Source organism: Streptomyces viridifaciens, assembly GCF_001888885.2.
Classification (GTDB): Bacteria; Actinomycetota; Actinomycetes; order Streptomycetales; family Streptomycetaceae; genus Kitasatospora; species Kitasatospora aureofaciens.
In genome coordinates, this window is sequence record NZ_CP090841.1 from 7,281,421 (window position 1) to 7,305,058 (window position 23,638).

Below are 23,638 nucleotides of genomic sequence, written 5' to 3' on the forward strand. Positions count from 1 at the left end.
CGGCATGACGCTGACCAGCCTGACGGCGGCCCCCGCCCCGCCCACCGACACCCACTGCCCGTACTGCTCGCTGCAGTGCGGCATGCGGCTGGGCGTCGGTGAGGGCACCAAAGCCGAGGTGCTGGAGCGGCCGGACTTCCCGGTGAACCGGGGCGCGCTGTGCGGCAAGGGCCGCTCGGCGCCGGCCCTGCTCGCCCGCGACGTCCGCCTCACCGGCCCGCTCCTGCGCGACCGCCCCGGCGGGCCGCTGCGGGCGGCGGGCTGGCCGGAGGCGCTGGACCGTGTGGCCGACGGACTCGCCCAGACACGGGAGCAGCACGGTCCGGACGCCGTCGGCGTGTTCGGCGGCGGCGGGCTGACCAACGAGAAGGCGTACCTGCTGGGCAAGTTCGCCCGGGTGGTGCTGCGCACCGCGAACATCGACTACAACGGCCGGTTCTGCATGTCCTCGGCGGCGGCCGCGCACCGCAAGGCCTTCGGCCTGGACCGCGGCCTACCGTTCCCGCTCGACGACATCCCGCGCACCGGCTGCCTGATCCTGGTGGGCGGCAACCCGGCCGAGACGATGCCGCCGGCCGTGCGCTACTTCCGCGAACTGCGGGAGAACGGCGGCAGGTTGATCGTCGTCGACCCGCGCCGCACCCGCACCGCAGAGCTGGCCGACCTGCACCTGCAGCCCCGCCCCGGCGGCGACCTGGCGCTCGCGCTCGGCCTGCTGCACCTGGTGATCGCCGACGGCTTGGTGGACAAGGACTTCGTCGCCGAGCGGACGACCGGCTTCGAGGCCGCCCGCGAGGCGGCGATGGCGCACTGGCCGGACCGCGTCGAGCGGATCACCGGCGTGCCCGCCCACCAACTGCGCGAGGCCGCCCGGCTGTTCGGCACCGCCGCGACCGGCATGGTGCTCACCGCACGCGGCCCGGAGCAGCAGAGCAAGGGCACCGACACCGTCGGCGCGTGGATCGACCTGTGCCTGGCGACGGGCAACTCCGGCCGCCCGTACGCCGGTTACGGCTGCCTGACCGGCCAGGGCAACGGGCAGGGCGGACGCGAACACGGCCAGAAGGCCGACCAGCTGCCCGGCTACCGCTCGATCGAGGACCCGGCCGCCCGGGCGCACGTCGCCGGGGTGTGGGGAGTGCAGGCCGAGAGCATCCCGGGGCCGGGCAAGTCGGCGTACGAACTGCTGGACGACCTCGGCCGGCCGGACGGCGTCCGGGCGCTGCTGCTCGCCGGCTCCAACCCGGCGGTGTCCGCGCCGAACGCGGGCCACGTCACCGAGCGCCTGCGCGCACTGGACCTTCTGGTCGTCGCCGACCTGGTGCTGTCCGAGACGGCCCGCCTCGCGGACGTCGTCCTGCCCGTGACGCAGTGGGCGGAGGAGGACGGCACCACCACCAACCTGGAGGGCCGGGTCATCCTGCGCCGCCGCGCCTTCGACCCGCCGGAGGGCGTCCGCAGCGAGCTGTGGGTGCTGCGCGAACTGGCCGCCCGGCTTGGTGTCGCCACGGGCTTCCCGGTCGACGCCGAGGAGGCCTTCGACGAGCTGCGCCGCGCTTCGGCCGGCGGCGACGCCGACTACGCGGGCATCAGCTACCGGCGGATCGCGGCGGAGGACGGCGTGTTCTGGCCCTGCCCGGCCGAGGACCACCCGGGCACCAGGCGGCTCTTCCTGGACCGGTACGCGACGCCGGACGGGCGGGCCCGCTTCGCGGCCGTCACCCACCGCCCGGCCGGCGAGGAGCCGGACGAGGCGTACCCGCTGTACCTGACCACCGGGCGGGTGCTCGCCCAGTACCAGAGCGGCGCGCAGACCCGCCGGGTGGCCGAGCTCACCGAGGCCGCGCCCGGCCCGTTCGTCGAGCTGCACCCGCGGCTCGCCGAACGGCTCGGGGTGGCCGACGGCGAGCCGGTGGCGGTGACCAGCAGGCGCGGACGGGCGGTGGCCCCGGCGCGGATCACCGGCGCGATCCGGGCGGACACCGTGTTCATGCCCTTCCACTGGCCGGGCGCGGGCCGGGCCAACAGCCTGACCAATCCGGCGCTCGACCCGGTGTCGCGGATGCCGGAGTTCAAGGTGTGCGCGGTCCGGGTGGAGCGCGCCGAACAGGAGGTGGCCCCGTGACCCCGAGGATCGCCGTCGTCGGCGGCGGCATGGCCGGCGCCCGCTTCGCCGAGCGCTACGGCGCGCTCGGCGGGCCCGGCACAGTCACCGTCTACGGCGCCGAGCCGCGCGCGCCCTACAACCGCGTGCTGCTCGCGGACGTCCTGACCGGGCGCTACGACGCCGAGTCGATCGCGCTGCCGCTCGGCGGCGCCGAGGCGAGGCCAGGCTGCGAGGTGATGGCCCTAGACCCGGCCGCCCGCACGCTGGCCCTGGCCGACGGCACCGTCGAGCTGTGGGACGAGCTCGTCCTCGCGACCGGCTCCAACCCGGTGCTGCCGCCGGTGCGCGGGCTGCGCCGCCCGGACGGGCCGGGTCTCGCCGAGGGCGTGCACACCCTGCGCACGCTGGAGGACTGCGGGCGGCTCGCCGAGGAGGCCGTCACCGCGAAGCGGGCGGTGGTGATCGGCGGCGGGGTGCTCGGCGTGAGTGCCGCCCGGGCGCTCGCCGCGCTCGGCGTCCGCACCGAAATCGTCCACCAGGGCACGCATCTGATTGAGCGTCAACTCGACGGCGAGGCGGCCGAGGTGCTGCGGGAGCGGCTGCTCGCGCTCGGCGTCGAGACGTACGCCCGCAACCGCGCCCGCGCCGTCCACGGCGGGGACAGGGCCGACGCGGTGGAGCTGGCCAACGGCTATCGGCTCGACTGCGACCTGGTCGTGCTCGCCTGCGGCACCCGCCCCCGCACCGCCCTCGCGTACGGCGCCGGGCTGCCGGTCGGTACCGGGATCCTGGTCGACGACCGGCTCGCCACCGCCGGCCCGCACGTGTCCGCGATCGGCGACTGCGCCGAGCACCGCGGCACCGTCCACGGCCTGGCCGGCCCCGCCTGGGAGCAGGCCGACGCGCTCGCCCGGCGGCTGTCCGGCGCCGACCCGGACGCCCGCTACACCGGCAGCCTCCAGCGCGCCCGGCTCAGCACCGGCGACCTGGAGTACGCGGCCTTCGGCGCCGTGGACGAGACCCTCGACCCCGGACTCGACGTCCTGCGGATCGCCGACGCCACCCGCGGCAGCTACAAGAAGCTCGTCCTGCGCGGGACCCGCCTGGTCGGCGCGATCCTGCTCGGCGACCTGGCCACCGTGGACGCGCTGGCCGGCGCCTTCGAGAGCAAAGAACCGCTCGGCGGCCACCCCCTGCACCTGCTCACCCGAGGAGAATCCTGATGACACCTGACCACCGCGCTCTCCGCGACCTCGTCCTGGTCGGCCACGGCATGGTCGGCCAGCGCTTCCTGGAGGCCTTCACCGCGCAGCCCGCAGCCCGCGGCTGGCGGATCACCGTGCTCGCCGAGGAGCCCTGGCCCGCGTACGACCGGGTCCACCTGAGCGCCCTGTTCGACGGCCGCACCGCCGAGGACCTCTCGCTGTGCCCGCCCGGCTTCCTCGCCGAGCACGGCATCGACCTGCGCCTCGGCGACCCTGTTACCGCGATCGACCGGGCCGGGCGGACCGTCACCACTCGGTCCGGTGCCGAACTCCGCTACGACGCCCTCGTGCTGGCCACCGGCTCGGTCCCGTTCGTCCCGCCGGTGCCCGGTAAGGACGCGCCCGGCTGCCACGTCTACCGCACCATCGAGGACGTCGACGCGATCCGCGCGGGAGCGGAGGAGGCCCGCACCGGCGTCGTCGTCGGCGGCGGCCTGCTCGGCCTGGAGGCCGCCGGCGCGCTGCGGGCCGGCGGACTCACCACCCACGTCGTCGAGTTCGCGCCCCGCCTGATGGCCGTCCAGGTCGACGACGGCGGCGGCGCCGTGCTCCGCCGCAAGATCGAGGACCTCGGCGTGACGGTGCACACCAGCGCCGGCGCGAGCGGCGTCGTCACCGGCGAGGACGGCCAGGTCACCGGGCTCGCGCTCTCCGACGGCCGCGAACTCGCCGCCGACCTCGTGGTGTTCTCGGCCGGCGTACGCGCCCGCGACCAGCTCGCCCGGGACTGCGACCTGCCGGTCGGCGCGCACGGCGGCGTCGTCGTCGACGAGCACTGCCGCACCGCCGACCCGGCGGTCCTCGCGATCGGCGAGTGCGCCCAGGCCGCCGACGGCCGTGTCTACGGCCTCGTCGCCCCCGGCTACCAGATGGCCGAGACGGCGGCACGGACCTTGGCCGAGCTGCCCGGAGAGGGCTTCACCGGCGCCGACACCTCCACCAGGCTCAAGCTCCTCGGCGTCGACGTCGCCAGCTTCGGCGACCCGCACGGCACCGCCGAGGGCGCGCTCGACGTGCTCTACAGCGACAGCCGGGGCGGCGTCTACCGCAAGCTCGTCATCGGCCCGGACGGCGCCCTGCTCGGCGGCGTCCTGGTCGGCGACACCGACGCCTACGGCACGCTGCGTCCGCTCGCAGTGGCCGGCAAGCCGCTCACCGTCCCGGCCGAACAGCTCGTGCTGCCCGCCGGGTTCGCGAACGCCGGGCCGGTCGCGCTGCCCGACGGCGCGGTGCTCTGCTCCTGCCACAACGTGACGCAGGGCGCCGTCCGCGCCGCCGTCCGCGACCAGGGCTGCGACAGCGTCGCCGCCGTCAGGAAGTGCACCCGGGCCGGGACCGGCTGCGGGAGCTGCGTCAAGATGCTCGGCACCGTCGTCACCGAGGAGCTGGAGGCGGCCGGTGTCAGCACCGACAAGGGCCTGTGCGAGCACTTCGCCCACACCCGCGCCGAGTTGTACGAGATCGTCCGGGTGACGGGGATCGACAGCTTCTCCGACCTGCTCGACCGGCACGGCAGCGGCGAGGGCTGCGAGGTCTGCAAGCCCACCGTCGCCTCCATCCTGGCCAGCCTCGGCAACGGCCACATCCTCGACGGCGAACAGGGCGCCCTCCAGGACTCCAACGACCACTTCCTCGCCAACCTTCAGCGCAACGGCTCCTACTCGGTCGTCCCGCGCGTGCCCGGCGGCGAGATCACTCCCGAGGGCCTCATCGCGATTGGCGAGATCGCCCGCGATCACGGCCTCTACACCAAGCTCACCGGCGGCCAGCGGATCGACATGTTCGGCGCCACCGTCGACGAACTCCCGGTGATCTGGCGCAAGCTGGTCGACGCCGGCTTCGAGTCCGGCCACGCCTACGGCAAGTCGCTGCGCACCGTGAAGTCCTGCGTCGGCGAGACCTGGTGCCGCTACGGCGTCCAGGACTCCACCACGCTCGCCATCGAACTGGAGCTCCGCTACCGGGGGTTGCGCTCCCCGCACAAGCTCAAGTCCGCCGTCTCCGGCTGCGCCCGCGAGTGCGCGGAGGCGCAGAGCAAGGACTTCGGCATCATCGCCACCTCGGCCGGCTGGAACCTCTACGTCGGCGGCAACGGCGGCATGACGCCCCGGCACGCCGACCTGCTCGCCGCCGACCTCGACCGCGAGACGCTCATCCGCACCATCGACCGCTTCCTGATGTTCTACATCCGCACCGCCGACCGCCTCGAACGCACCTCGGTCTGGCTGGAGCGGCTGGAGGGCGGCCTCGACCACCTGCGGGCCGTCGTCCTCGACGACTCGCTCGGCATCGCCGCCGAGCTCGACGACCTGATGGCCCGCCACATCGGCGGCTACCAGGACGAATGGGCCGAGACCCTGGCCGACCCCGACCGGATGCGCCGCTTCTCCTCCTTCGTCAACGCCCCCGGAACCCCCGACCCGGCCGTGACCTTCGTCCCCGAACGCGGCCAGATCCGCCCCGCCCGCCCGGGCGAGGCCGGGCGGTCCCTCACCGCCCTCACCGGACCCAACGCCCCGGTCCTGATCGCCGGAGCCCGACTGGAGGTGCTCACTCCGTGACCGTTCAGACCCGCGACGTCCACGACGTCCGTGACGTCCGCGACGTCGGGATTCACGACGTCCAGATCCACGACGGCACCCGCTGGCACGCCGTCTGCACCCTCGACGACCTGCAGCCGGGCCGCGGCAGGGCCGTCCTCCTGGAGGACGCGCGGCAGGTAGCGGTCTTCGTCGATCGCGCCGGGACGCTGTACGCCGTCGACAACCTCGACCCGTTCAGCGGCGCCCAGGTGCTCTCCCGCGGTCTGCTCGGCAGCCGAGGCGACCGCCCGACGCTCGCCTCACCGATGTACAAGCAGGTCTTCGACCTCACCGACGGACGCTGCCTCGACGACGAAACCGCCCCCGACGGCAGCCCGGCCGTCCTGAAGATCTGGCCGGTCCGGCTCGCCGGCTCCGTCGCCGGAGGTGCGAAGTGACGACAGCTGTCGACGCCAGACCGGCCGACCTGCGCGGCTGGGACCCGGAGGACGAGGAGTTCTGGCAGCGCGCGGGCGCCCGCATCGCCCGGCGCAACCTCGTCTTCTCCGTCCTCTCCGAACACATCGGCTTCTCGGTGTGGAGCCTGTGGTCGGTGCTCGTGCTGTTCCTCGGGCCCCAGTACCACATCGACACGGCCGGCAAGTTCACGCTCACCGCGCTCCCCACCGCGCTCGGCGCGCTGCTGCGCCTGCCGTACACCTTCGCCGTCGCCCGGTTCGGCGGACGGAACTGGACGGTGATCAGCGCCCTCCTGCTGCTCCTGCCGACCGCGCTCGCCGCCCTCGTCCTGAGGCCCGGCGTGTCGTACGGGACGCTGCTCGCGGTGGCCTGCGTGGCCGGCGTCGGTGGCGGCAACTTCGCCTCGTCCATGGCCAACATCAACGCCTTCTACCCGCACCGGCTCAAGGGCTGGGCGCTCGGCGTCAACGCGGGCGGCGGCAACCTCGGCGTGCCGGCCGTGCAACTGCTCGGGCTGCTCGTCCTCGCCACGGCGGGCGCGGCCCACCCGCGGCTGCTGCCGCTGCTCTACCTGCCGCTGATCGTGCTGGCGGCGGCGGGGGCCTGGTGGCGGATGGACAACCTGGCGGTGTCGTCGAAGGGCGAGGGACGGGCGCTGCGCGAGGTGGCCCGTGACCCGTACGGCTGGGCCGTGTCCACCCTGTACATCGGCACCTTCGGCTCGTTCATCGGCTTCGGCTTCGCCTTCGGACAGGTACTCCAGGTGCAGTTCCACGACCGCTTCGACACCCCGGTCAAGGCCGCCGCGCTCACCTTCCTCGGGCCGCTGCTCGGCTCGCTGCTGCGGCCCGTCGGCGGACGGCTCGCCGACCGCTGGGGCGGTGCGAAGGTCACGCTCGCGACCTTCGCGGCCATGGGCGCCGGGACGGCCGTCGTGCTCGTCGCCTCCCGGGCCGGCTCGCTGCCGCTCTTCCTGGCCGGGTTCATCGCGCTGTTCGTGCTCAGCGGGATCGGCAACGGCTCGACGTACAAGATGATCCCCGCGCACTACCAGGGCCGGGCCCGCGCCGCCGTCGCCGCGGGCGCCGAGACGGACGCGGCGGAGGCCGACTCCCGGCGCCGCTCCGCCGCGCTGATCGGGCTCGCGGGCGCGATCGGGGCGTTCGGCGGGGTGATCGTCAACCTCGCCTTCCGGCAGTCCTTCCAGGCCAGCCACAACGGGGACGCCGCCTACCTCGGCTTCCTGGCGGCGTACCTGGCGTGCTCGGCGCTCACCTGGCTCGTCTGGCTGCGGCCGGGCGCGCGGGCGGGGCTGGTGCGGCAGGCGACGTGAGGCCGGTCTCCCGTGCGCGGGGCGGCGTGAGCCGTTTGGGTCGCCCGGCGCACGGGGCCGGGGACGGGCGATTAGCGTCGGCCAGCTCGTCCTAGCCCCGGGAGGTTGGGCAGTGCAGCGGTGGATCATCCTGACGGCCCTCACCGGTCTGGCAGGGCCGTCTGTGGTCGTTGACGGTATTGCAGGGGTTCGGGCAGTGCGTCGTGAACCGCCCGGTCGGCGGCCTACTGTGCGATGAAGGACCACTGCAGGTTGGGGCTGCCGTTCCAGCCCCACTGCTTGGTGACGGAGCGGCGGCGACCTGGCCGCCGCCGTCCAGGACCAGGCCCGTGGTGCGGTTGGCGATGCTGCACAGGCCGTTGCCACGGTTTGTGATCTGCCACTGCTGGTTGGTGCCGCCGTTCCAGGGAGCTTGCTGCGCGGGTGCCCCGTTGGAGGTGGAGCCCCAGCCGTCGACTGCCATCCCGTTGGTGCGGTTGACCAGCTTGTAGTAGCCGTTGCCGAGGTCGACGGCCTGCCACTGGAGATTGGGGCTGCCGTCCCAGGTCCACTGCTTGAGGTTGCTGCCCGAGGCGACGTTGCCGCCGCTGTCCAGGGCCAGGCCGTCGGTGACGTTGCTGATCCGGAAGTAGGTGGCCGGATTGAAGATCACCTTCAGCGACGTGATGGCGTCGTTGTTGCCGGTGTTGCGCAGGTCTGTGGTGTCCGCACTGAAGGTCCACGCCGTCCCGGTGAAGTTGTCGCCGGAGTAGCCGACCAGTTGGTAGCCCGCCGGCACCCGCACGGAGGAGATGGTCCGCGCCGCCAGACCCGCACTCTGCAACTGGGCGGCCGTGTAGCCGCCCAGCACCAGGCCGGCCGCCGTGCCCGCGTACGAGACGTTGCTGTACGCGGTGACCACGCCGGTGCCCCCGGGCTGGAGGACGGGGATCTGACCGGAGAAGGTGAACTTCAGCACGTAGGCGAGGGCATTGAACGGGGCCGAGGACGACGGCAGGGTGATGTGCAGGCCGTCGCTCGCCTGGGTAGGCGCGGGCAGGCTGGTGTACGTGCCCGCGGTCGGATTCAGCAACTGGACCGACGTCAGGGAGCTGAGGTCGATGCGGCCGCTCGCCAGGGTGCTGATGGTCGTGGAACTCCCGGGCCAGCCCAGGGCCGTGGCGTACAGGACGGTGCTGTCCTTGCTGCGAGTGAACCGGAAGTCCGTGTTCGTGCCCGCCACGGGGGTGGTGAAGGAGCCGCCGCCCATCTTGGTCGGCCCCTCCCCGTAGACCGTCCAGGCCCGGGTGGCGTACAGGGACTCGCCGAATCGGTGGAGGTGGTCGCCGATGCCCAGAAGGACGTCCTTCTGGCCCTGGGGGATCGTCCCGTCCGCCGTCGGAGCGATGTTGAGCAGCATGTTGCCGTTCTTGCCCAGGAACCTCCGCTCGATTTCCTCCCGGCTATGCCGGGGATACGACAGAGCGCCTCGTGGCGCACTTGAAGCGTTCGACCTTGCCGTTGGTCTGCGGGCGGTAGGGGCGGGTGCGCTTGTGGGCGATGCCCTCGGCGGCGAGGGCATCGCGCCAGATGTGTGAGCAGTAGCAGGCGCCGTTGTCTGGTCAGCACCCGCTGGACCGTGATCCCGGCCCGGGTGAAGAACTCGTTCGCCCGGGCCCAGAACGCGGTGGCGGTCTCCTTGCGCTCGTCGGGCAGGATCTCGCTGTAGGCCAGGCGGGAGTGGTCGTCGACGGCGTTGCGCAGGTAGCTGTAGCCCGCGCTTGAGTGCGATGGGCTGCCCGCGCGGCCGCGCACTTTGTGGGTGTAGAGGCATGCGCGCGGCTACTGATGCGCTTGAGCGGCCCCCGGGCATATCTGGGTGGTCTTCTGGCTCTGCAGCCAGTCAGGGCGCTGGTCGGCCTCGCGGCGCTGCCGGTGGTTCGATACGGGCACCGCACCTACCGCCATTCCCTTCATGTGCCGATGCCAGTGCGGGAGTGAGTGGGTTCGGAGATGCGTGAGCAGTGTCAAACGCCTCGTCGCGTCTCGACCGAAGTTGCTGGAGACCGGCGACGCGCCCGCCACCTCAGGCCTCGAGTTCGTCTCCTCTCAGGCGTTCAGGGGCATCTACGTGCCGCGTGGGACACTCCGCCGCACCTACGGTGCCTGCCGTACCTCCCGCGTCTTGGTCCGCGCCGGCCACTCGGTCGCGCGGTGCACGGAGGGTCGAGCGAGGGGGCATCCGCGGACCGCACCACGGTCCCGGAGCCAGCCGCGCGGCGTCCTCCGGATCTGGTCAACGGTTGGGCTGACATTGGGGGCTCTGGCAGCTGCGGCCGCCATACCCAGCCGACTGTCCCCCAGCCCGGGTCGGCCGGTAACCTGCTGCCCCACGGGGTAGACGCGCCGTAAAAGGTTGCGGAGCCGGATGACAAGAAGGCCCAGGCATGAACCCCGTCGAACGCACCCTCCGCGCTCTCGACCGCGCCCAACAGCACCACACGGTCCCGGGAATGGTCGTCGGCGTGATCAAGAAGTACGGAGATGACCGCGGCAGTCTGCTCACAGCCCTGATCGCCTACTACGGGTTCATGGCCCTGATCCCGCTGCTGCTCCTGCTCAGCACCATTCTCAGCTTCATCCTCCACGGACACCCCGGCGCCCAGAAGACCATCGTCAACTCCGCGCTCGCCGACTTTCCCATCATCGGCGACCAGCTCCGCCAGAACGTCCACTCCGTCCAGGGCAGCGGCCTCGCCCTCGTCGTTGCCCTCCTCGGCCTGGTATACGGCGCGCTCGGCATCGCCCAGGTCCTTCAGCACGCCATGGCCGAGGTCTGGAACGTGCCCGGAGTGGTCCGCCCCGGCTACTTCCCGCGCCTGGCGCGCAGCCTGCTGCTGTTCAGCACCCTCGCCGTGGGCCTGCTACTCGCCACGGCCGCCGCTACCCTTGTCGCCACCACTCTTGGCGGGCTGGCCGCCCACATCGGCGCCCTCGTCCTGTCCGCCTTGCTCAACACGGGCCTGTGCCTGGCCTGCTTTCGCATCCTGACTCCCAAGATCATCTCCACTCGCGCCCTGCTGCCCGGATGTGCGATCGCCGGGCCTTTGTTCACCGTCCTGCAGGCCTTCGGTGCCGCCCTCGTGGCCCACCAGCTGCGCCACGCCACAGCTGTCTACGGGTTCTTCGCAACCGTGATCGGCCTGCTCTCCTGGCTCGCTCTGGCCGCGACGATCACCGTGTACGCAGCCGAGACCAACGTGGTTCTGCACCGGCGACTGTGGCCGCGAAGCATTCTGCAGCCACCGCTCACCGAGGCAGACGAGAAAGTCCTGGAATCCATCGCGAACCAGGAAGAACGCCGCCCCGAGCAGCACGTCGACGTCGACTTCGACGATGACAACACGTCCCCCGAGGACGGGCGGCCGCACCAAGACGACACCTGACCCGTAAGGTCGGGACGAGTCGTAGGCCCCAACGAAGTGCTTACGAAAGCATTGACTGACCGGGGTCCGAGACTCCGGGCGCCTGATCTAGGCCGGTCCTTCGCACATGACGAGTTCGGATGAACTGGTAATGAATGCGACCGGTACCCCGGTGGGGTGCCGGTCGTTGCCTGGCGTGCCGATATCCCGTTCACGGTGCGCCATTGGGGCCAGTGCAGGATGTGGTCGATGCTTGGGTTTCGGCGCCCAGGCCGGCGACTGGCCTGGGCGGCCATGTCCCTGACGCGATCGGGCGGCCGGTCTGCGCCTGGTGGGCCTGGCAAGCCGTCGCCTTCGGCTTCCCGGCTGGAGGATGGCCAGGGGCAGGAGCAACGGCACCTCGCTGCCAGCTGCAAGCCGGGTGGCTGCTCGCCTCCGCCGCCAGCTCGGCAGTCGGGGTCGGGCCGGTGCGCGGTGCGGGTGGGCTGCTCCGGGGCCGGTCAGCGGGCTTCCTCCAGGTACTCCTCATCCTCCTCTTCCGGTTGTTCGTCCTCTTCGCCGTAGTCGCGATCGTCGTACTCGTCGTCGTTCTCGTCCTCGGGCTCCTCTTCCTCGTCGTCGTACTCGCCCTCGGGCTCTTCTTCCTCGTCGTCGTACTCGCCCTCGGGCTCTTCTTCCTCGTCGTCGTACTCCTCCTCAGGCCCCTCCTCTTCGTCGTATTCGTCTTCTCCGAGCCGGTCGTCCTCGGTGGCTTCGTCTTCCATTGCCTCCTCGTGCGTGCGCACCACCTCGCCGTCGCGGATCTCACCGCGCCAGCCTTGGGCTTCGTCGTTGGACAGGGAGACGTGCCGCTGGAAGTTCTTGAAGTCGAGGCGGAGGCGCCGGCCCTGGGCACGCCAGATGTTGCCGGTCTTCTCGAAGAAGCCGCTGGGGTAGTACTCGACGACGAGCACGATGCGGGTCAGGTTCGGGGTGAGCTCGTGGAAGCTGACGGCCCCCCGAGTGCTGCCCTTGGCTCCTTCGGAGGTCCACACGATGCGCTCGTCCGGGATCTGCTCCTGGACCGTTGCCTTGAAGCTGCGTTTGGAGGGCCCGACTTTCACCTTCCAGTCGGTGGTGACCTCATCGCCCTGTGAAACGCTCTGCACACCCTTCGCGAAGCCGCTGAAATCCTCGTACTGCGTCCAGTGGTCGTAGGCGGTGCGCACAGGGACGCCGACATCCAGCGCCTCCACGATGTTCATCGTCTTCTTGCCGGCCTTGCGGCCGGGCTTGCCGCCTCCCCCGAACGTCTCCTTGGCCTTGTCGACGACGTTGTCCTTGATGCTCTTAGCCTTCTCGGCTATGAAGGCCTTGAGCGGGGAGTCACCCTGCAGGACACGGGAACCGACCTTGGGCAGGACGCCTCCGTTCTGGGCGACGTCACCAAGGGTGTCGGTGAGGTCGGAGACCTTCTCACCCGCCTTCTCTACCAGGTGCTCCAGCTGGGCGCCGAGGAAGTTGACGACTTCTTCACGTAGTTGGTCGACTCCCGACCCGGCTGTGGACCTGTCTCCCGTGGCGGCCATGGCTCACCTCCGCCGGGTCCGCGTCGACGGCTTGGCGGCGGTGCTTTTGCTCGCTGCGGTCCTTTTCGCTGCGGTCTTCTTCGCCGCGGTCTTCTTCGCCGGCGTCGGCGCTTTCTCGCGCGCGGGCTTGGATGCGGCGGTCTTCGACGTCGTGGCGCGGGCCGACGACTTCTTTGCCGCTGGCGGACTCTTGGCCGTGGTCTTCTTCCCCGCCGGTGCAGCCTTCCTGACGGGCCGGCGGGCGGCGGTCTTCGGCGCGCTGGTGCTCGGCGCCGTGCGGGAGGAGCGCGGCTGGTCACCGGCGGGTTCGGCGGTGCGGCGTCGCCGGGCCGGTTTCGCCGGACGAGTTTCCTCGGGCTCTTCCTCCTCCTCGGGCTCTTCCTCCTCCTCGGGCTCCTCCTCGTACTCGTCCTCCTCTCCGGCCTGGTCGGGCTCTTCCTCCTCCGGCTCCTCGTCCCATTCCTCCTCCCCGGCTTCGGCCTCGTACGGTTCCTCCTCGTCCTGCCCCTCGTCCCGCTTCGGTTTTCCGATGTTGAGCGTGCGCTCCCTGAGCGAGTCGGCCAGCTCACCGATGCGCCGGTCGGCGGCTGCGGCGACGGCTTTCTTGCCTGTTTCCAGCAGTTCGCCGCGGACCTGTTTGTTCAGCTCGGCGACCTGCGGGACCTCGGCGAGCTTGCGTATGCCTTCGGTGGCGAGCTGGCGCGGATCCAGACCAAACCGGCGCCCGGCGAGGTAGGTGGCGGCCGCGAACGCGAGACGCCCCTTCTTCGCGCGCCCGAGTACGTAACCGCCCACGACAGCCGCCGCCAAGGCGACCTTGGTGGTGTCATTCATAGGGGCATCCCTTTCCGGCGATCGCCCCTTCGCGAGTGATCGGCACCAGCGAAGGGGCCGTTCCTTGTCTTTCCGCGCGCGTGATGGCCGGTCTTGTGGTCGGCGCGACGCCGACATGCGGCAACGATCCGTCGCTGCGACGTCGGTCACGGCAGCCCGCGTCGGAAGCGGCGCTGGGAGAATCGGGGATCGTGACCCCGCCGAGCCCGGCAGAAAAGAACCCAGTTCCCAGTCTGGCATGCCGCGGTGTTACCGCACCTGGAACCGATGTCGCGCCGAGTGCACGGCCCCGTACTCCACGCCCCACGCCGACCCGCCCCCGCGGAGCAGGCCTGCGGCGCCGGGGCGTGAGACACAAGTCGACGGCTATATTGGTGCATATCGGGCATGCGTGGTATGTGAATGCTTTTGGAGCAGGCTTTCCCCGATCCGGAGAAGGGCATGACCACTGGCAACGAGCACGACGAGGAACCGAGGAGGGCCGGCGCGCGTCCCACACGGTCGCCGGGCCGGACGCCGCGGCCCCGTCGGCGTGTATCCGCGCCACACGCCATGCGTATCGCCGCTCAGCAACTGCAAGACCTCCTCGGACGTGTCCCCGAGTCGGTGTCGGCCCTGAAACCCGTCGAGGGCGGCTGGCAGGCCGACGTGGAGGTGGTGGAGCTGGAACGCATCCCCGACACGACCAGCGTGCTGGCCAGCTACCGGGTAAGGCTCGACGAAGAAGGCGAACTGCAGTCGTACGAGCGGATCCGTCGCTACACCCGGGGACAGGTCGATCGCCCGACCTGACGAATCCCGCGGCGCGATGACCTGCAAGAACGCCCGCGTTCACCGTGAGGGCGGGCCGCGAAGGGAGGCGCCATGACTGTGGTGCCGCAAAGCGCAGCCGGCGTTTCCCGCAGCGGGAACACCGGAAGTCTCTATGACGTCCTTGAGCTAATCCTCGACCGGGGCCTGGTCATCGACGTCTTCGTCCGGGTCTCGCTGGTCGGCATCGAGATCCTCAAGATCGACATCCGCATCGTCGTCGCCAGCGTCGACACTTACCTTCGATTCGCCGAGGCGTGCAACCGCCTCGACCTGGAATCCGGGCGCAAAGCGCCCGCTCAGCTCACCGACATCGTGGGGGAGGTCACGGAAGGGGGTGCCCGGGGCAAGAGCAAGGGCGCGCTGAGCGGCGCCGTCGACGCTGTCACCGACGCCCTCCACCTCGGAGACGCCAACGAGGAGGAGGAAGAGGAGGAGGAGCCCGCGCCGAGGCGCACGCGGCCCGCCCGTCGGCCCACCAGACGACGGGAGGAATGAGATGGCCGTCTACGTCTACTCCATCACCGCAGCCGGTCATCCCCACGACCTGACCGGCCTCGACACGGTCGGTCCCGTCCCAGCAGCCCTGCGCTCCCTGCGGGCCGGGCCGCTGGCGGCCGTCGTCAGCGACGCACCTGCGGAACTGCGGCCCAAACGCCGAGACCTGATGGCCCACCAGGCCGTTCAGGAACGCCTCGTCGCCGACGGGGCGGTGCTGCCGCTGCGCTTCGGCCTCACCGCTCCCGACGACGACGCCGTCCGGGCCGCCCTCGACCAGCACCGCGAGGAGTACCTCCAGCGGCTGAGCCACCTGGAGGGCTGCGCCGAGTACCACATCAAGGCCGCCGTCGAGGAGGACGCCCTGCTGCGGCAGATCCTGCGGGAGTCACCCAGAGCCCGGCAGCTCAACGACGACATCAAGGCGGGCAACAGCAACCCCGAGCTGCCGCTCGCCCTCGGGGAACTCGTCACGCAGGAGGTCCTCGCGCGCCAGCAGGCCCTGGCAGCCGGCATCACCGAGGCACTGCGTCCCCACACGCGCGAGGAACTGGCCTCCGAGCCCACCGGGAACGACTTCCTGAACATCTCCTTCCTCGTTGACCAAGAGCACCGAGAGCTCTTCCTCACTGCGGAAAAGGGCCTCGCCGACGAACTCGGCGCCGATTGCGACGTCCGGCTGTACGGCCCCCTGCCCGCCTACAGCTTCGTCTGAAGGACGTGAAGCCATGGGTCTGATCACCCAGATCCTCACCCTCCCACTCGCGCCGGTGCGCGGCACCGTCTGGGTGCTCGAACGCGTCGTCGAAACCGCCGAGGACGAGTACTACGACCCTGCGCCCGTCGAAAACGACCTTGCCGAACTGGAGCGAGCACTCCTGGCCGGAGAGATCGACGAGGAGACCTTCGACCGGCGTGAGGACGAACTCCTCGACCGCCTCGACGAAATCCGGGCCCACACCCAGCGCCGCGCACCATGACCGTGTAGCAGCCACGCGGCCGGACGGAGGACAGCAGTGAGTGATTCTCTCGCCAACCGTATGGGCTCGCTGCCCTCCCGGGCCGCGCCGCCCTACCAGCCGGCCTCCTCCGCCAGTCTCGCCGACATCCTGGAGCGGGTGCTGGACAAGGGCGTCGTCATCGCCGGCGACATCCAGATCAACCTCCTCGACATCGAACTGCTCACCATCAAGCTGCGCCTGCTCATCGCCTCCGTGGACAAGGCCAAGGAGATGGGCATCGACTGGTGGGAACACGACCCCTCGCTGTCCTCCCGCGCGGACCACTCCACTTCCCGTCTCGAAGAGGAGAACCAACGCCTGCGCGAACAGATCGAGGCCCTGCGCGCCGACGCCGCCCTCCCGCCCGTCAGCGCTCCGGAGGCAGCCACGCCGCGCCGCCGCCCGGCCAAGCGGCCCACCGCTCACACACGACCCGGTCCAGGTGACACATGAGCGACGCCTCCCTCACCTACGCCTACGCCGTCGCCCGCGACCGCACCCCCGCCCTGGCCGCCGAGGCGGGAACCCTCACCGGCGTCGCCGGAGCTCCCGTCCGCCTCCTGACTCCCGACCGCACCACCACCCCGGTGGCCGTCGTCAGTCACGTCCCCGCCGAGGACTTCCACGAAGCGGCCCTGCATCGGCACCTGGAGGACCTCGGCTGGCTCGAAGCCCTGGCCCGGGCCCACCATGGCGTCATCGAAGCGCTGGCAGCGCACACAACCGTCCTTCCACTGCGCCTGGCCACCGTCTACCTCGACGACGACCGGGTGCGCGCGATGCTCGACGACAACCAGAAACTGTTCTTTGACGGCCTGGAACGCCTGCGTGGCCATGTGGAGCTGGGCGTCAAGCTCTACGTCGAGGCCGAACCGCGGCCCCCCGCCGCAACGGACGCCCCGCCTGATCCAGCACTCAGTCCAGGACGCGCCTATCTGCGCCGCCGCCGTACGGAGCAGGACGCCCGCCACGACGCCCACCGGGCAGCCGAAGAGGCAGCACAACGGATCGCAGTGATCGCCCGCGCCCACGCGGTGCAGTGGGCACGCCACCGCGTCCAGGAAGGCGAACTGGCAACCGGCCCCGGACAGAACGTGGTCAACGACGCCTACCTCGTGCCTGCGGACCATGTCCGCGCGTTCCGCGAGGAGACCATGCACGCCACCGACGGTCTCCCCGGTCTGCGGGTCGACGTCACCGGTCCGTGGGCCCCCTACTCCTTCGCCACCCTCACCCCTCCCGAACCCGGCACGGCGAGTGCACCGTGAACCCTCCAGGAAACACCCCGGCTGCGACCACCGGCGCGCCCCCGTCGCAGCAGCAGGTCGCCCTCATCGACCTGCTGGACCGCCTGCTCAGCGGCGGAGTGGTCATCACCGGTGACCTCGTCCTGTCCGTTGCCGACATCGACCTCGTACGGATCTCGCTGCGCGCCCTCATCACGTCGATCAGCGAGCGCACGCCCGCCCCCTGGGCGGCACACGTCCCATCCGAGGAGCGGGGGACGCCGTGACCACCGACGAGCCACCCCGTCCGGACCGCCGCCAAGAGGTCGCCCAGGCCGCCACACGCGCGTTCCGCGTCCTGCCAGCCACTACGAGCGAGACAGCCACAGGCCGGGGCCGCCCGCGCCATGCACCCCGAAGGATCACGACCGGCCCCGAGACCGTCGAACGGGACCTGATGAAGCTCGTCCTCACCCTCGTCGAACTCCTCCGACAGCTCATGGAACGGCAGGCCCTGCACCGAGTCGAAGCCGGCGACCTCACCGAGGAGCAGGAGGAGAACCTCGGAGCCACCCTCATGGCGCTACACGAGCGCATGAACGACCTCTGTGCCCGCTACGGGCTCACCATGCAGGACCTCAACCTCGACCTCGGACCGCTCGGCCCCCTCCTCCCGCCGGACGAACCGCAGTAGTCCCGTCCTGCGCCGCAGTGCAGATGACCGTGGACGGCGCAGGCCCGGACACCGGGCCGTGCCCTCGGTCCCGTCAGGACAGAACCGCGTCCGCAGCCTTCTTGAGCGCGCTGGGCGTCTCGGGCCTGCGGGGCGCCTTCTCGCGGGCTTCGATCAGACGGACTCCGATACGTTCAACAAGCCGAGCGAGGCACGTCCAGGTCAACGGGAAAGACCCGGTCGCATCCGGTGATCTCCAGCAGCCGCGCCACCTGGTCGGAAGGCTGGGCGAGCTGGACGACGGCGGCCTTGGCGGGCGGCCTGGCTCCGGGCCAGCAGCAGCGCGTTCAGTCCCGCCGAGCCAGAAAGGTCACGTCGTGCAGGTCCAGCATCATCGCGGCGCCGCCCGGCTGCACCGGTCAGCACGGCGACTCCCGACCAACCGCACCGGACCACATCCGGTGCATGCCTGCGGGCAATCCGGGCAGCCGCTCCGGGGACAGGCCGTTGTGGAAACGGAGGGAGATCGCAATGAGCGCCTCGGACAAGGCCTCGAACCTCGGTGACAAGGTCAAGGGCAAGGTCAAGGAGGCCGCAGGCAAGGCGGTCGGCAACGAACGCCTGGAAGCCGAGGGCAAAGGCGACCAAATCAAAGGTGACGTGAAGCAGGCCGGCGAGAAGGTCAAGGACGCCTTCAAGGACTGACCGCGCCACCCGTTGCTGGGAAGGGCTGAACACCTCAGGAGAAGGGGTGCCCAGCGATCCGGGCCGTGTTCGCGGGTGCGCGGGCGTTCACCCGTGCGGACCACACGGCGCGGCCCGGGCGGCGCATGGCCGTGGCCGTCAGGAGACTGGTCCGCCGCCCGCTGCGGCTGGCCGGTCCTGGGTTTTTGCCGGTTGCGGGCACGCCGCGGGTGGGGCGGGATGGCCGAAGGGTCCCGCGTGCCTGACTGCCCGAGGGCTGGTGTGCGGGTCCGGTTCAGCAGACTGACGAGTAAGGAGTGGTTGGTTATGAGCAGGGTCCAGGAGACGATCGACGTCGACGTGCCGATCAGCACCGCGTACAACCAGTGGACGCAGTTCGAGCAGTTCCCGATGTTCATGGAGGGCGTCGAGGAGATCACGCAGATCGACGACCGCCACAACCGCTGGAAGACGAAGATCGCCGGTGTCAGCCGGGAGTTCGACACCGAGATCGTTGACCAGGCCCCGGACGACCACGTGGCGTGGCGCACGGTTACGGGCGAGGTGAAACAGTCCGGCATGGTGTCTTTCCAGCCTCTGGACGCAGGCCACACCCGGATCGTGATGACGATGGACTACCAGCCCGAGGGGCTGGCGGAGAAGGCCGCCGACATGGTGAACATGCTCGACCGGCAGGTGAGGGGCGACCTGAAGCGCTTCAAGAACTTCATCGAGAAGCGCGGCAGCGAGACCGGCGGTTACCGCGGCAAGCTCTGACCCGGCAGCATTGTGAGGGCCCCGGCTGGCGGCAGATCCCGCCCGCCGGGGCCGTCCGGCTTTGTCGGGCGGGTGGGGATGCTGGGCCGACCGGGAGCAGTTCACCAGCCGCTGCACCCGGCCCTGTCCCGGCCAGCCGCCCTCTCTGACAGTCTCGACTGAGACGCCCGGAATGTCGGGTTAGTCTGGATGGGCGAGACAGGAGATCCCTTCAGCATGGCCAGCACCACCAATCCCGACCCGGCGCCGAAGCCGAAGCGGCGGACGTTCTCGCCAGAGTACAAACTGCGGATCGTCGCCGAGTACGACGCCGCGCCCACCGGCGAGAAGGGCGCGATCCTGCGCCGCGAGCGGCTGTACCACTCACACATCATCGAGTGGCGCCAGGCCCGCGACGCCGGGGCGACGGTCACGCTGACCGACAAGCGGACCTCGCCCGCCCGCCCGAAGAAGGCCGCCGAACAGGCCGAGCTGGAACGGCTGCGCAAGAAGGTCGCCCGCCTGGAACAGGACGTCGCCAAGCGCGACGCAGCCCTGGCTGTTCTGGGAAAAGCACATGCGCTCTTGGAGATGCTCTCCGAGAGCGCGGACTGAACCGCGCCCTCGCGCCGGTCCTGGACGAGGCGTTCGCGGGCCTGGAACCCGAACTCGGCACCACCTCGGCATGCCGCCTGATCGGACGCTCGCGGGCTACCCACTACCGCAGGCTGAAACCGTCCCGGGCCGCCGAGCGCAAGCCACGACCGTCCCCGCCCTCCGCGCTGAGCCCGTCCGAACGGGCGGCGGTGCTGGACCTGCTGAACCGGCCCGAGTACGTCGACCTGCCGCCCGCCCAGGTCTGGGCGCGGGAGCTGGACGCCGGCACCTACTGGTGCTCCGAGCGCACCATGTACCGCATCCTCAACGCCGCCGGGCAATCCGGAGAACGCCGCAGGCAGGCCACCCATCCCGCCAAGACCGTGCCCCAGCTGCTGGCCACTGCCCCCTGCCAGGTCCTGACCTGGGACATCACCAAGCTTCGCGGCCCCAACAAGGGCGAGTGGTACCACCTTTACGCGATCATCGACATCTACAGCCGCTACATCTGCGGCTGGACCGTCGAGGCCGCCGAGGACTCCCACCGCGCCGAGGAGCTGATCCGCGAGACCATCGAACGCAACGGCATCGTGCCGGAGACCGTGCACGCCGACCGGGGCACCTCGATGACCTCCAAGGCCGTCTCCCAGCTGCTGATCGACCTCGGTGTGACCCGAAGCCACTCCCGGCCGAAGGTCTCCAACGACAACCCGTACAGTGAAAGCCAGTTCAAGACCATCAAGTACTCCACCGACTTCCCGGAATACTTCAACTCCCTTACCCACGCCCGCGAATGGTGCGAGGGCTTCTTCACTTACTACAACCACGAACACCGGCACTCGGGCATCGGCCTGCACACCCCCGCCTCCGTGCACTTCGGCACCGCCGATCTGGTCCGCGAGCAGCGAGCCGTCACCCTTACCGAGGCCTACGCACGCCACCCCGAACGCTTCGCCCGACGCCCGAAGCCGCCCGAGATACCCCAGAAGGTCTGGATCAACCAGCCCAAGCCGGAGACAGTGCCCGCACAACAGTCCATATAGTGTCAAACCGTCTCATTTGACTTGACAACTTCCGCCGGGACAGGGCCGTACAGGACGGGGCTCTCAGTTGCTCCGGTAGGAGTCTCGCACGGCCGGACGCGGTGGTCTCCTGGAAGGGGGAAGCCAAGTAGACCTCCGAGGTGGTCACTATGCAGCAAGCCGTGCACTTCGACGCGATCTTCCAGAACAGTCCGGGAGACCGTCACGTTCAGGTCCGGATGAACGGCAATGTGGTGTTCAACGACACCTTGGAAGGACAGGGCTCCGTAAAGGGGATGGACATTACGGAACCCATCGTCGGCACCACTCACATCGAGTTGGGGATCGTCACGGATGACGGCGCCTTCCACGCCTGCCGGTATACCGACATCCCGACCTTCGGCGGTCCACCCCCGTTCGAACTCGTCCTCCCCGACAGCGGACTGTTCCCGCCCAGCCCGGCGCACTTCGACACCGCGGCCACCACCGGCCTGCCGGCCTTCGGAGGAGGAACCTTCGAACTGTTCTACGAAGAGAGCATCGTCTGACCCAGCCCTGAAACCAGCCGCCCCGTTGAGCGGCAGAGCGCATGCTGCGGGCAGGGATCGTATGCGAGGCGGTCAAGGAATTGATCGGAGAAACATCCCCGTTCTCCAGCTTTCCGTACCACTTGACGCTGGCGCCAGTCAGCACAGCCACTTCGCTTTTAGAAAGCTCTCGCTTGCGCCGCGACGGCCTCGATGCCGACCGGGAACGGCATTGGGATCCATCCTTCGGCGCCTCCGCTGCACCATGATGGCGAGCTCTTCGTCGCGAGCGGCGAGACGCTCGTAGTCGGTTCCCATGGGTCGGCACGCCCCCTCGCCAGTTGCCGAAGGACGGTCACCACCCCGGACCGGGCATACCGGCGGAGGCAGCCACCATACCGCCCGCACCCCACCGGTGATCTGGCACCGTCGCGACCGTGCGGTCGGCACCGAATCGATGATCCAGGCTGGGCGCCGTGTGGCGACTTCCGCAAACTCCGCGAGTGCGCGATGTGGACCGTCCAGAAAGGCCTGACGGAACGTCGGTAAAGCCAGCATTGGGAAGCTCCTATAGATCGTCAAGCGGTCTGGGGGAGCGATTCAGTGGTTTGGATCGTGTGGGGTAGGTGGGGGCAGATCTCGCGGGCGACGAATCGTTTGAGGCAGCGGATGATGTCCTTCTTGGCCAGGCCTTCGGCGGTGCGTCGGGCGACGTAGTCCCGGGTGCGCTGGTCGTATTTCATGCGGACCAGGACGGTCGGATTTGCCATTGTCCCGCCGTGCTTTGCGGTCCGGCCGGTCCACCTCGATGACGGTGGTCCTGGCACGCGTCGCATCGCCTCGCCACCCCTCTGGCCGGAGGGCGCGCTTCCCACCGGCTTGCATATCGCGATGGATATGCCCCACGGGCCGGGAATGGCGAACTGGTGTCGCGTCAGTAGCGCCAGCGGACCGCCTCGATGACCTCCGCACCTGTGTGCATCGCGAACAGCTCCGCCTCCGCCCGCCGGACGGCCAGTACGGTCTCGAACAGCTCGGGGCCGAGTGCCTCCCGCAGTACGGCGGACTTCTCGTACGCGTCGATCGCCTCGGGCAGGCTCGCCGGTAGGCGTTCGGCGCCGCCGAGGGTGGCGGGGTCGCTCGGGGTCTCGGGCGGGAGGGGAAGGCCGGCGCCCAGGCCGGCGAGTCCGGCGGCCAGCGCGCCGCCGATCGCCAGGTAGGGGTTGGCGGTGGCGTCGAAGCACTTGAGCTCGGCGTTGGCCTGCCCGGCGGCGGAGCCGGCGATCAGGCGCAGCGCCGCCTCACGGTTCTCCAGGCCCCAGCAGCGGTAGGCACCGGCGAAATGGGAGGGGACCAGTCGCAGGTAGGAGGCGACGCTGGGCGCGCCGAGGGCGAGCAGGGCGGGCAGTTCGGCCAGGACGCCCGCGAGGAACTGCTCGGCCTCCGGGTGCAGCCCGTGGCGGCCGGGGCCGCCGTGCCCGAGGTTACGGCCCTCTCGCCAGAGGCTGAGGTGCAGGTGGCCGCCGTTGCCGATCGAGCCCTCGGAGAAGACGGGCGCGTACGAGACCCGCAGGCCGTGCCGGGCGGAGACGGCCCGGATAGTGTGGCGCACCAGCATCGCGGTGTCGGCCGCCTCGACCGGCCCCTCCGCGGCGACCGAGACCTCGAACTGCCCGGCGGCGTACTCGGGGTGGAGCTGGAGCACGGTCAGGCCCTGGGTGGTGAGGGCGCGCAGCACGGCCCGCAGATAGTCGGAGTGTTCGACGAAGCGGGTCATCCCGAACGCGGGCGCGACCGTCGCGGGGGCCCCGGCGGCGTCGGCCACCACCCACTCGATCTCGATCCCGGCTCGGATCGAGAGCCCGCGCCGCTCGATGGCCTCGGTGACCTGACGGGCGAAGGCGCGCTGGCACCCGGGGTGCGGCTTGCCGTCCTGGGTGTAGCGGTCGGCTGGGGCCCAGGCCCAGCCGGGCTGGGCGGCGAGCGGAGTGAGCCGGTCGAGGTCGGGGACGAGCCGCAGGTCGCCCACGGGGCCGGTGCTCGAAGGCGCAGTGGTGAGGGAGTCGTCCACCAGGGTGACGTCGAAGCAGGGTACGGAGCCGACACCGTACTCGGCGGCCTGTTCGAGCTGGGCGAGCGGGACGGATTTCACCCGGGTGAGCCCGGCGTTGTCGACCCAGCCGAACACCACCCCGTCGATTCCGTCGGCGGTGAGCTGGAATTCGGCCGCCCGGGCCCGGGCGGCCCGCTCGGCTCGGGGGTGCGTGGTGGTCATGTTGCCCATGCTGGCGTTCGCGGCAGCCGGTGGGCGAATTGCCGGCCGGGATTTCA

At 70.6% G+C, this 23,638-nt stretch carries 23 protein-coding genes and 2 pseudogenes; 19 read left to right on the plus strand and 6 right to left on the minus strand.

What is annotated here, in order from left to right; all coding sequences use genetic code 11:
- The first annotated feature begins 4 nt into the window (after positions 1-4).
- The 5 genes from BOQ63_RS39905 to BOQ63_RS39925 are packed head-to-tail and all read left to right on the plus strand — an operon-like array spanning position 5 to position 7,707.
- Positions 5-2,125 carry a molybdopterin oxidoreductase family protein gene (locus tag BOQ63_RS39905; protein ID WP_072655933.1) on the plus strand — a complete coding sequence of 707 codons (2,121 nt, stop codon included), beginning with the start codon at positions 5-7 and terminating at the stop codon, positions 2,123-2,125.
- The gene (locus tag BOQ63_RS39910) at positions 2,122-3,330 is read left to right on the plus strand and encodes an NAD(P)/FAD-dependent oxidoreductase (RefSeq protein WP_223886182.1); all 1,209 of its coding nucleotides are present in this window, start codon (positions 2,122-2,124) and stop codon (positions 3,328-3,330) included. Before BOQ63_RS39905 ends, BOQ63_RS39910 begins: the two co-directional genes overlap by 4 nt.
- On the plus strand, positions 3,330-5,933 hold the full coding sequence (gene nirB / locus BOQ63_RS39915; RefSeq protein WP_072655934.1) for a nitrite reductase large subunit NirB: 2,604 nt from the start codon (positions 3,330-3,332) through the stop codon (positions 5,931-5,933). The genes BOQ63_RS39910 and nirB overlap by 1 nt, the downstream gene beginning before the upstream one ends.
- A gap of 50 nt (positions 5,934-5,983) precedes the next feature.
- Complete coding sequence (nirD, locus tag BOQ63_RS39920) at positions 5,984-6,352, plus strand: nitrite reductase small subunit NirD (protein WP_030285904.1); 369 nt, start codon at positions 5,984-5,986, stop codon at positions 6,350-6,352.
- Positions 6,349-7,707 carry a nitrate/nitrite transporter gene (locus BOQ63_RS39925; protein ID WP_030556287.1) on the plus strand — a complete coding sequence of 453 codons (1,359 nt, stop codon included), beginning with the start codon at positions 6,349-6,351 and terminating at the stop codon, positions 7,705-7,707. The genes nirD and BOQ63_RS39925 overlap by 4 nt, the downstream gene beginning before the upstream one ends.
- Positions 7,708-7,931: 224 nt before the next feature.
- Here the strand turns inward: BOQ63_RS39925 and BOQ63_RS39930 are convergent.
- Positions 7,932-9,124: pseudogene (locus tag BOQ63_RS39930) on the minus strand (RICIN domain-containing protein); the annotation flags it as partial.
- A gap of 64 nt (positions 9,125-9,188) precedes the next feature.
- A pseudogene (locus BOQ63_RS39935) lies at positions 9,189-9,498 on the minus strand (DDE-type integrase/transposase/recombinase); the annotation flags it as partial.
- A gap of 635 nt (positions 9,499-10,133) precedes the next feature.
- On the opposite strand from BOQ63_RS39935, the gene BOQ63_RS39940 reads away from it, so the two are divergent.
- Complete coding sequence (locus BOQ63_RS39940) at positions 10,134-11,132, plus strand: YihY/virulence factor BrkB family protein (RefSeq protein ID WP_051746981.1); 999 nt, start codon at positions 10,134-10,136, stop codon at positions 11,130-11,132.
- Positions 11,133-11,611: 479 nt separating this feature from the next.
- On the opposite strand, the gene BOQ63_RS39945 is transcribed toward BOQ63_RS39940, so the two are convergent.
- Both BOQ63_RS39945 and BOQ63_RS39950 read right to left on the minus strand, forming a co-directional pair.
- Positions 11,612-12,679, minus strand: coding sequence for an SRPBCC family protein (locus BOQ63_RS39945; protein ID WP_030285900.1), 1,068 nt, complete (start codon positions 12,677-12,679; stop codon positions 11,612-11,614).
- Positions 12,680-12,682: 3 nt separating this feature from the next.
- Positions 12,683-13,513, minus strand: a complete 831-nt coding sequence (locus tag BOQ63_RS39950; protein ID WP_072655936.1) for a hypothetical protein — start codon at positions 13,511-13,513, stop codon at positions 12,683-12,685.
- Positions 13,514-13,954: 441 nt separating this feature from the next.
- Here BOQ63_RS39950 and BOQ63_RS39955 point away from each other — a divergent pair, with 441 nt between their 5' ends.
- The 13 genes from BOQ63_RS39955 (at position 13,955) to BOQ63_RS40015 (ending at position 21,328) form a co-directional block, all read left to right on the plus strand.
- Complete coding sequence (locus BOQ63_RS39955; protein WP_046386381.1) at positions 13,955-14,305, plus strand: gas vesicle protein GvpO; 351 nt, start codon at positions 13,955-13,957, stop codon at positions 14,303-14,305.
- 72 nt (positions 14,306-14,377) lie between these two features.
- Positions 14,378-14,821 carry a gas vesicle structural protein GvpA gene (locus tag BOQ63_RS39960; protein ID WP_030285897.1) on the plus strand — a complete coding sequence of 148 codons (444 nt, stop codon included), beginning with the start codon at positions 14,378-14,380 and terminating at the stop codon, positions 14,819-14,821.
- Between the two features lies 1 nt (position 14,822).
- On the plus strand, positions 14,823-15,536 hold the full coding sequence (locus tag BOQ63_RS39965) for a GvpL/GvpF family gas vesicle protein (protein WP_030285896.1): 714 nt from the start codon (positions 14,823-14,825) through the stop codon (positions 15,534-15,536).
- Positions 15,537-15,549: 13 nt separating this feature from the next.
- Positions 15,550-15,801: a gas vesicle protein GvpG gene (locus tag BOQ63_RS39970; RefSeq protein WP_030285895.1), complete on the plus strand. Its 252-nt coding sequence runs from the start codon at positions 15,550-15,552 to the stop codon at positions 15,799-15,801.
- A 36-nt stretch (positions 15,802-15,837) separates the two neighbouring features.
- Positions 15,838-16,275, plus strand: coding sequence for a gas vesicle protein (locus BOQ63_RS39975; RefSeq protein ID WP_167395850.1), 438 nt, complete (start codon positions 15,838-15,840; stop codon positions 16,273-16,275).
- On the plus strand, positions 16,272-17,090 hold the full coding sequence (locus BOQ63_RS39980; protein WP_030285893.1) for a GvpL/GvpF family gas vesicle protein: 819 nt from the start codon (positions 16,272-16,274) through the stop codon (positions 17,088-17,090). The genes BOQ63_RS39975 and BOQ63_RS39980 overlap by 4 nt, the downstream gene beginning before the upstream one ends.
- Positions 17,087-17,335, plus strand: a complete 249-nt coding sequence (locus tag BOQ63_RS39985; protein ID WP_030285891.1) for a gas vesicle protein — start codon at positions 17,087-17,089, stop codon at positions 17,333-17,335. The genes BOQ63_RS39980 and BOQ63_RS39985 overlap by 4 nt, the downstream gene beginning before the upstream one ends.
- Positions 17,332-17,742 carry a gas vesicle protein K gene (locus tag BOQ63_RS39990; protein ID WP_030285889.1) on the plus strand — a complete coding sequence of 137 codons (411 nt, stop codon included), beginning with the start codon at positions 17,332-17,334 and terminating at the stop codon, positions 17,740-17,742. The genes BOQ63_RS39985 and BOQ63_RS39990 overlap by 4 nt, the downstream gene beginning before the upstream one ends.
- Positions 17,743-18,252: 510 nt before the next feature.
- The gene (locus BOQ63_RS39995; RefSeq protein ID WP_072655938.1) at positions 18,253-18,426 is read left to right on the plus strand and encodes a CsbD family protein; all 174 of its coding nucleotides are present in this window, start codon (positions 18,253-18,255) and stop codon (positions 18,424-18,426) included.
- Positions 18,427-18,732: 306 nt separating this feature from the next.
- Positions 18,733-19,182: an SRPBCC family protein gene (locus BOQ63_RS40000; protein ID WP_030285887.1), complete on the plus strand. Its 450-nt coding sequence runs from the start codon at positions 18,733-18,735 to the stop codon at positions 19,180-19,182.
- 216 nt (positions 19,183-19,398) lie between these two features.
- Entirely contained in the window at positions 19,399-19,776 is a 378-nt protein-coding gene (locus tag BOQ63_RS40005; RefSeq protein WP_072655939.1) for a transposase, read from the plus strand.
- A gap of 41 nt (positions 19,777-19,817) precedes the next feature.
- Positions 19,818-20,801, plus strand: a complete 984-nt coding sequence (locus tag BOQ63_RS40010) for an IS3 family transposase (protein WP_072656465.1) — start codon at positions 19,818-19,820, stop codon at positions 20,799-20,801.
- 149 nt (positions 20,802-20,950) lie between these two features.
- Positions 20,951-21,328: a hypothetical protein gene (locus BOQ63_RS40015; protein ID WP_030285885.1), complete on the plus strand. Its 378-nt coding sequence runs from the start codon at positions 20,951-20,953 to the stop codon at positions 21,326-21,328.
- A 557-nt stretch (positions 21,329-21,885) separates the two neighbouring features.
- On the opposite strand, the gene BOQ63_RS40020 is transcribed toward BOQ63_RS40015, so the two are convergent.
- Positions 21,886-22,050: a hypothetical protein gene (locus BOQ63_RS40020; RefSeq protein WP_454131814.1), complete on the minus strand. Its 165-nt coding sequence runs from the start codon at positions 22,048-22,050 to the stop codon at positions 21,886-21,888.
- Between the two features lie 191 nt (positions 22,051-22,241).
- Positions 22,242-23,582 carry a type I glutamate--ammonia ligase gene (locus BOQ63_RS40025; protein ID WP_072656466.1) on the minus strand — a complete coding sequence of 447 codons (1,341 nt, stop codon included), beginning with the start codon at positions 23,580-23,582 and terminating at the stop codon, positions 22,242-22,244.
- Between the last annotated feature and the right edge of the window lie 56 nt (positions 23,583-23,638).

Excerpts from the sequence above, each read along its gene's own strand:
- BOQ63_RS40025 (WP_072656466.1), bottom strand. The coding sequence starts at position 23,582 with ATGACCACCACGCACCCCCGAGCCGAGCGGGCCGCCCGGGCCCGGGCG.
- BOQ63_RS40015 (WP_030285885.1), top strand. The coding sequence starts at position 20,951 with ATGCAGCAAGCCGTGCACTTCGACGCGATCTTCCAGAACAGTCCGGGA.
- BOQ63_RS40005 (WP_072655939.1), top strand. The coding sequence starts at position 19,399 with ATGGCCAGCACCACCAATCCCGACCCGGCGCCGAAGCCGAAGCGGCGG.
- BOQ63_RS39995 (WP_072655938.1), top strand. The coding sequence starts at position 18,253 with ATGAGCGCCTCGGACAAGGCCTCGAACCTCGGTGACAAGGTCAAGGGC.
- BOQ63_RS39945 (WP_030285900.1), bottom strand. The coding sequence starts at position 12,679 with ATGGCCGCCACGGGAGACAGGTCCACAGCCGGGTCGGGAGTCGACCAA.
- BOQ63_RS40020 (WP_454131814.1), bottom strand. The coding sequence starts at position 22,050 with ATGAAATACGACCAGCGCACCCGGGACTACGTCGCCCGACGCACCGCC.
- BOQ63_RS39980 (WP_030285893.1), top strand. The coding sequence starts at position 16,272 with ATGAGCGACGCCTCCCTCACCTACGCCTACGCCGTCGCCCGCGACCGC.
- BOQ63_RS39905 (WP_072655933.1), top strand. The coding sequence starts at position 5 with ATGACGCTGACCAGCCTGACGGCGGCCCCCGCCCCGCCCACCGACACC.
- BOQ63_RS40000 (WP_030285887.1), top strand. The coding sequence starts at position 18,733 with ATGAGCAGGGTCCAGGAGACGATCGACGTCGACGTGCCGATCAGCACC.
- nirB (WP_072655934.1), top strand. The coding sequence starts at position 3,330 with ATGACACCTGACCACCGCGCTCTCCGCGACCTCGTCCTGGTCGGCCAC.
- BOQ63_RS39965 (WP_030285896.1), top strand. The coding sequence starts at position 14,823 with ATGGCCGTCTACGTCTACTCCATCACCGCAGCCGGTCATCCCCACGAC.
- BOQ63_RS39960 (WP_030285897.1), top strand. The coding sequence starts at position 14,378 with ATGACTGTGGTGCCGCAAAGCGCAGCCGGCGTTTCCCGCAGCGGGAAC.
- BOQ63_RS39970 (WP_030285895.1), top strand. The coding sequence starts at position 15,550 with ATGGGTCTGATCACCCAGATCCTCACCCTCCCACTCGCGCCGGTGCGC.
- BOQ63_RS39950 (WP_072655936.1), bottom strand. The coding sequence starts at position 13,513 with ATGAATGACACCACCAAGGTCGCCTTGGCGGCGGCTGTCGTGGGCGGT.
- BOQ63_RS39940 (WP_051746981.1), top strand. The coding sequence starts at position 10,134 with ATGAACCCCGTCGAACGCACCCTCCGCGCTCTCGACCGCGCCCAACAG.
- BOQ63_RS39955 (WP_046386381.1), top strand. The coding sequence starts at position 13,955 with ATGACCACTGGCAACGAGCACGACGAGGAACCGAGGAGGGCCGGCGCG.